Source organism: Erysipelothrix urinaevulpis, assembly GCF_009828835.1.
In the GTDB taxonomy this organism is placed as follows: Bacteria; Bacillota_I; Bacilli_A; order Erysipelotrichales; family Erysipelotrichaceae; genus Erysipelothrix; species Erysipelothrix urinaevulpis.
In genome coordinates this window covers 1-5,048 of the sequence record NZ_WTTB01000018.1, presented here as the reverse complement: position 1 = coordinate 5,048, position 5,048 = coordinate 1, and the positions used below count along the sequence as shown (strand labels likewise).

General features: G+C 47.8%; 3 rRNA genes. All 3 read right to left on the bottom strand.

What is annotated here, in order from left to right:
* Positions 1-38: 38 nt before the first annotated feature.
* The 3 genes from rrf to GVV10_RS09365 all read right to left on the bottom strand — a co-directional run bounded on the left by rrf (position 39) and on the right by GVV10_RS09365 (position 4,948).
* Positions 39-152 (bottom strand): 5S ribosomal RNA (gene rrf, locus GVV10_RS09375).
* Between the two features lie 80 nt (positions 153-232).
* Positions 233-3,140: ribosomal RNA gene (locus GVV10_RS09370) — 23S ribosomal RNA — on the bottom strand.
* A 269-nt stretch (positions 3,141-3,409) separates the two neighbouring features.
* Positions 3,410-4,948: ribosomal RNA gene (locus tag GVV10_RS09365) — 16S ribosomal RNA — on the bottom strand.
* The 16S, 23S and 5S rRNA genes sit together here, the layout of an rRNA operon.
* Between the last annotated feature and the right edge of the window lie 100 nt (positions 4,949-5,048).

Genomic DNA, 5,048 nt, shown 5'->3' with positions numbered 1-5,048 from the left:
AAAAAAAGGATAATCAAGTGAATGATTATCCTAAGTTTACCTGGCAATGAGCTAATTTCACTATGGCTAGCATAGCTATACTCGCCGCTAAAGTGCTTAACTTCTGTGTTCGGGATGGGAACAGGTGTGACCACTTTGCTATTATCACCAGATCGATTTGAAAGAGATACTCTCTCAAAACTAAATAACAGATTCAATTGTTCATGACCTTTTCGATGTTGTTGTTTAAAGCGTGATTAAATCCTCGACCGATTAGTATCAGTTAGCTCCACATATCACTATGCTTCCACACCTGACCTATCAACCTGATCGTCTCTCAGGGGTCTTACTACTTGCGTATGGGAAATCTCATCTTGGAGTTGGCTTCGTGCTTAGATGCTTTCAGCGCTTATCCAGTCCATACTTAGCTACCCAGCTATGCCCTTGGCAGGACAACTGGTGCACCAGCGGTATGTCCACCCCGGTCCTCTCGTACTAGGGGCAGCGCTCCTCAAATTTCCTAACGCCCACAACAGATAGGGACCGAACTGTCTCACGACGTTCTGAACCCAGCTCGCGTACCACTTTAATGGGCGGACAGCCCAACCCTTGGAACCTAATTCAGCTCCAGGATGTGATGAGCCGACATCGAGGTGCCAAACCTCGCCGTCGATGTGAACTCTTGGGCGAGATTAGCCTGTTATCCCCAGGGTAGCTTTTATCCGTTAAGCGATGGCCCTTCCACGCGGTACCACCGGATCACTAAGCCCGACTTTCGTCCCTGCTCGACTTGTAGGTCTCGCAGTCAAGCACACTTCTGCCTTTACGCTCGTCGATTGATTTCCAACCAATCTGAGTGTACCTTTGGGCGCCTCCGTTACTCTTTAGGAGGCGACCGCCCCAGTCAAACTGCCCACCTGACACGTTCCCGGCACCGGATTACGGCACACGGTTAGAACTTCAAGTTTACAAGAGTGGTATCCCAGTTGTGACTCCACATAAACTAGCGTTCATGCTTCTTTGTCTCCCACCTATCCTGTACATATAAACTCAAAGCTCAATATCAAGCTACAGTAAAGCTCCATGGGGTCTTTCCGTCTAGTTGCGGGTAACCTGCATTTTTACAGGTACTAAGATTTCACCGAGTCTGCTGCCGAGACAGCGCCCAAATCGTTACGCCTTTCGTGCGGGTCGGAACTTACCCGACAAGGAATTTCGCTACCTTAGGACCGTTATAGTTACGGCCGCCGTTCACTGGGGCTTCAGTGCTATGCTTCGACCAGATGGTCTAACACTTTCCCTTAACCTTCCAGCACCGGGCAGGCGTCACCCCCTATACTTCGTCTTACGACTTTGCAGAGAGCTATGTTTTAGTTAAACAGTCGCTTGGGCCTATTCACTGCGGCTCTCTTATCAAGAGCACCCCTTCTCCCGAAGTTACGGGGTCATTTTGCCGAGTTCCTTGGCAACAGTTCTCTCGCTCACCTTGGTATTCTCTACCTGCCTACCTGTGTCGGTTTTGGTACGGGCCAATTCATAATTAGCGCTAGAAACTTTTCTTGAGACATGGCTTCCTTCACTTCGCTACTTGCTCACGCGTTCGCTCCTCATCACAGCTTGCATCCTTGTGGCGGATTTGCCTACCACACTGCTATTCTGCTTGACCCAGCTCTTCCAGTCGCTGGGTTGATCTAGCCTTATCTGTCATTCCTTCACTTATGAATCGGGTACAGGAATATCAACCTGTTATCCATCGACTACGCTTTTCAGCCTCATCTTAGGTCCCGACTTACCCAGGGAGGACGAGCCTTCCCCTGGAATCCTTAGGCAATCGGTGTGTCAGATTCTCACTGACATTTCGCTACTCACACCGGCATTCTCACTTCTATACGCTCCAATGCTCCTCACGGTACATCTTCAACGCTGAATAGAACGCTCCCCTACCATTTATTGAAACAATAAATCCGCAGTTTCGGTATCATGCTTAGCCCCGGTACATTTTCGGCGCAGGGTCACTCGACTAGTGAGCTGTTACGCACTCTTTCAAGGGTGGCTGCTTCTAAGCCAACCTCCTAGTTGTCTGTGCATCCCCACATCCTTTTCCACTTAGCATGAATTTTGGGACCTTAACTGGCGATCTGGGCTGTTTCCCTTTCGACTATGGACCTTATCACCCATAGTCTGACTGCCAATAAAACACAACTGGCATTCGGAGTTTGATTATAATCAGTACCTCGAGATGAGGCCGTCATACATTCAGTGCTCTACCTCCAGTTGTTTAATCTTGACGCTAGCCCTAAAGCTATTTCGGGGAGAACCAGCTATCTCTAAGTTCGATTGGTATTTCACCGCTAGCCACAACTCATCCGCTGATTTTTCAACATCAGTCGGTTCGGTCCTCCATTTGGTTTCACCCAAACTTCAACCTGGTCATGGCTAGATCACTTAGTTTCGGGTCTACCACAATGTACTCTGTCGCCCTCTTAAGACTCGCTTTCGCTACGGCTCCGACTCTTCGTCTTAACCTTGCACATTATGAGTAACTCGCCGGTTCATTCTGCAATAGGCACGCCATCACCCTTTAACGGGCTCTGACTTCTTGTAAGCATACGGTTTCAGGGTCTATTTCACTCCGCTTCCGCGGTTCTTTTCACCTTTCCCTCACGGTACTGGTTCACTATCGGTCACTAAGGAGTATTTAGCCTTTCCGGGTGGTCCCGGATGATTCCGACAAGGTTTCTCGTGCCTCGCCGTACTCAGGAGTCCATTAGGGTTCTTGGAACTTTCATATACAGGGCTTGCACCTTCTCTGGCTGGCCTTTCAATGCCATTCTATTAATTCTTCAAATCCCACATCATGGTCCTACTACCCCATCCCTAAGGATGGTTTGGGCTCTTCCCGTTTCGCTCGCCGCTACTCAGGGAATCACTGTTGTTTTCTGTTCCTCTTGCTACTAAGATGTTTCAGTTCGCAAGGTTGCTTCTACTATGGCTATGTATTCACCATAGAGTAATACTGAATAACCAGTATTGGGTTCCCCCATTCGGATACCTCCGGATCGTTGTGTACGTACCACTCCCCGAAGCATTTCGCTGTTCGTCGCGTCCTTCATCAGCTCTTAGTGCCTAGGCATCCACCGTACGCCCTTACATATTTAATCACATGTAATTTTTAGCGACCTGAGTCTTGCTCAGGTTATTTTTTTGGATTGCTTAAGTTTAACTGTTTGTTTAACTTCTAATGTAAATCTAGTTTTTTCAACTATTCGAAAAGATCATGTTGATAACAATACTTATTTCTTATGTCTATCTCTATCTCTTCTGTTATTTAGTTTTCAAAGAACATCTTTTCTTATTCCGAGAGCAATGAACTCTCAAAACTGAACAGGAAACGTTTGACCAATTTCACTTCTCTCTAATTTCTCCTTAGAAAGGAGGTGATCCATCCGCACCTTCCGGTACGGATACCTTGTTACGACTTAACCCCAATCATTGGTCCTACCTTCGACGGCTTCCTCCAGTAAACTGGTTAGACCACCGGCTTCGGGTATTACCAACTCTCATGGTTTGACGGGCGGTGTGTACAAGGCCCGAGAACGTATTCACCGCGGCATGCTGATCCGCGATTACTAGCGATTCCGCCTTCATGTAGTCGAGTTGCAGACTACAATCCGAACTGAGACGTACTTTATGAGATTCGCACCACATTGCTGCTTAGCTGCCCTCTGTATACGCCATTGTAGTACGTGTGTAGCCCAGATCATAAGGGGCATGATGATTTGACGTCATCCCCACCTTCCTCCGGTTTATCACCGGCAGTCTCTCTAGAGTCCCCAACTTAATGATGGTAACTAAAGACAAGGGTTGCGCTCGTTACGGGACTTAACCCAACATCTCACGACACGAGCTGACGACAACCATGCACCACCTGTATCCACCATAACTATTACATATCTCTATGCTTTTGCGTGGTATGTCAAGATCTGGTAAGGTTCTTCGCGTTGCTTCGAATTAAACCACATACTCCACCGCTTGTGCGGGCCCCCGTCAATTCCTTTGAGTTTTACGCTTGCGCGCATACTCCCCAGGCGGGATACTTATTGCGTTAACTACAGCACTGAATTCTTCCAACACTTAGTATCCATCGTTTACGGCGTGGACTACTAGGGTATCTAATCCTATTTGCTCCCCACGCTTTCGAGCCTCAGCGTCAGTTACAGGCCAGTTAGCCGCCTTCGCCACTGGTGTTCCTCCATATATCTACGCATTTTACCGCTACACATGGAATTCCACTAACCTCTCCTGTACTCAAGTCTACCAGTTTCTATGGCATCACGGGGTTGAGCCCCGAACTTTAACCATAAACTTAATAAACCGCCTACGCTCCCTTTACGCCCAATAATTCCGGATAACGCTTGCCACCTACGTATTACCGCGGCTGCTGGCACGTAGTTAGCCGTGGCTTTCTGGTAAGGTACCGTCATATAAGTAGCATTCCCTCTACCTATCGTTCTTCCCTTACAACAGAGCTTTACAACCCGAAGGCCTTCTTCACTCACGCGGCGTTGCTCGGTCAGGGTTGCCCCCATTGCCGAAAATTCCCTACTGCTGCCTCCCGTAGGAGTCTGGGCCGTGTCTCAGTCCCAGTGTGGCCGGTCACCCTCTCAGGTCGGCTACGCATCATCGCCTTGGTGAGCTTTTATCTCACCAACTAGCTAATGCGCCATAAGCCCATCTCAATGTGTTGTATCCCAACTTTTATTAATGTGTGATGCCACTCATTAATTCATCCGGTATTAGCAGACGTTTCCATCTGTTATCCCAGGCATTAAGGCAGGTTGCTTATGTATTACTCACCCGTTCGCCACTAAGATTGAAAGAAGCAAGCTTCCTTCGCTCTTCGTTCGACTTGCATGTATTAGGCACGCCGCCAGCGTTCATCCTGAGCCAGGATCAAACTCTTCATTTGATTCTTTCTCATGAATAACTCTGACGAGTTATTGTTTTATTTTTGTTATCTATTTCTGTTTGAAATTGACGTTTCCTGTTCAGTTTTCAAAGACCATTGC